Source organism: Psychrobacter sp. 1U2 (genome assembly GCF_051847575.1).
In genome coordinates this window covers 1-1,538 of sequence record NZ_JBPYDC010000173.1, presented here as the reverse complement: position 1 = coordinate 1,538, position 1,538 = coordinate 1, and the positions used below count along the sequence as shown (strand labels likewise).

Below are 1,538 nucleotides of genomic sequence, written 5' to 3'. Positions count from 1 at the left end.
CCGTATTGTCATCTCTTTTCATAAAAATCTTAGGGCCATCAAGTTTTTTACTCAATCTTTTGAGCTCAATTAATGGTGTTGGGAAAAATCCTAACGACTGTCTAGGTATATGGTTATATTCCATGTCTTGTCCATTTTATAATAGAAAATGATAGATAATGCTAAGCCTTATCCACTGGCAACCGTTATGCAAAGTGGTTATTTAGCTAATATTAACAGCATAGTTTCAAGCTGCAAAAATATTTATTTAATCATGCACTATGCTCAACAAGCCATCAGACAAAAAAACCCCAAGTAAACCAATACTTGAGGTTTTCACATTTGTGAAAACTACTATTTAATATCAGTATCAGCTAAACCCAATGCAGCTTTGATACCATTCATCATCGATAGCGTCCTATAATTCCTATCTTCTGATTTATCGCCAACCACATAATAAACCAGTTTGAATGCTTTGATGCGTTCTGACTTGGTTTCGATGAGTGTGTTCAAAGACTCAATAGAGGCATCTTCAGCAAAACGAACGATAAGCGTCTGAGTATGTATCATGGCTGCCAATTCGGTGTTCAAAAGTTGACTAAATGGTTCTTGTTCAGTCAGCACTTCAGTCAAACGCATCAGCTGGTCACGGTCTATATTGTCATCAGCAACTATATTACACAAAATCATCATACGCACGACAGCTTCATTAAAACTGCCTTCAGAGATTTTGGTCAGTGCCTCTTCTACCTTTGGCAATTCATGCAGTTCGTCTTTATTCAACAGACGACGTGAGCCTACTGATTCTCCATATTCACGAAACCAAGGCATTGACCAAATCCCAAAGAACATACTCTCTGTATATCTACCCTGCCAATCTCGCCAAAAGTCTAGCGTCACTCTGACACTATCCATAAACATTTTTTCGACTTGCAAGAAAAGGTTGTCCTGCTGCATAGATTCGATGGCTGGCAGTTTCACTCTGGCATAACTATCAGAAGAATGACGCGCTTTTTTAGCTTTTTTTGCAGGGACGAAGTCTTCGCTCTGCTGGTTATCAGTTGTACCAGTCATTGCTTTACTCAAATGACAAGTAGCTACTGCTAGCGGGTTTCTACTACTCCATATACTTCTTTGGAGTCTCAATGGGTGCATAGTACGAAGAAATTGAGCGGAAGTTTCATTGCTCATAGCTTTTACTAGTGGGCGCAAATTATGTTCATAAGCTTGAGTCTGAGTCATAGAATACCGATGTACCGCTTTGAATAATTCTTCATCGGTTCGGTCGTCTCCTAGCGCTTGGTTTAAATCTTTAAAAGTACGACGTTTTAGATCAACGGTAAACGTTTTTTCTTGCCCCGATCCCTCAATATGGTCAATGTGCAACTCATACAATCCTGGTGGTAAAACTTCAATCATATCCATGATTGAGGCTATACCTGTATGCTCATGATTGGCTATTTTGGAGCTGACAAAGATACCTAGATGGCCTACTTGCTCATGAATCATATAGATAATACGTTGACCGCAAACCTCAACATCTCGCTCATCACTATAAG

Annotated in this window: 1 protein-coding gene; it reads right to left on the bottom strand. The window is 39.3% G+C overall.

The features are described from left to right. Positions 1–333 precede the first annotated feature (333 nt). Positions 334–1,538: DUF3141 domain-containing protein (locus ACS8FD_RS14205; protein ID WP_439276341.1), on the bottom strand; the 1,205-nt coding region annotated here is incomplete at its 5' end.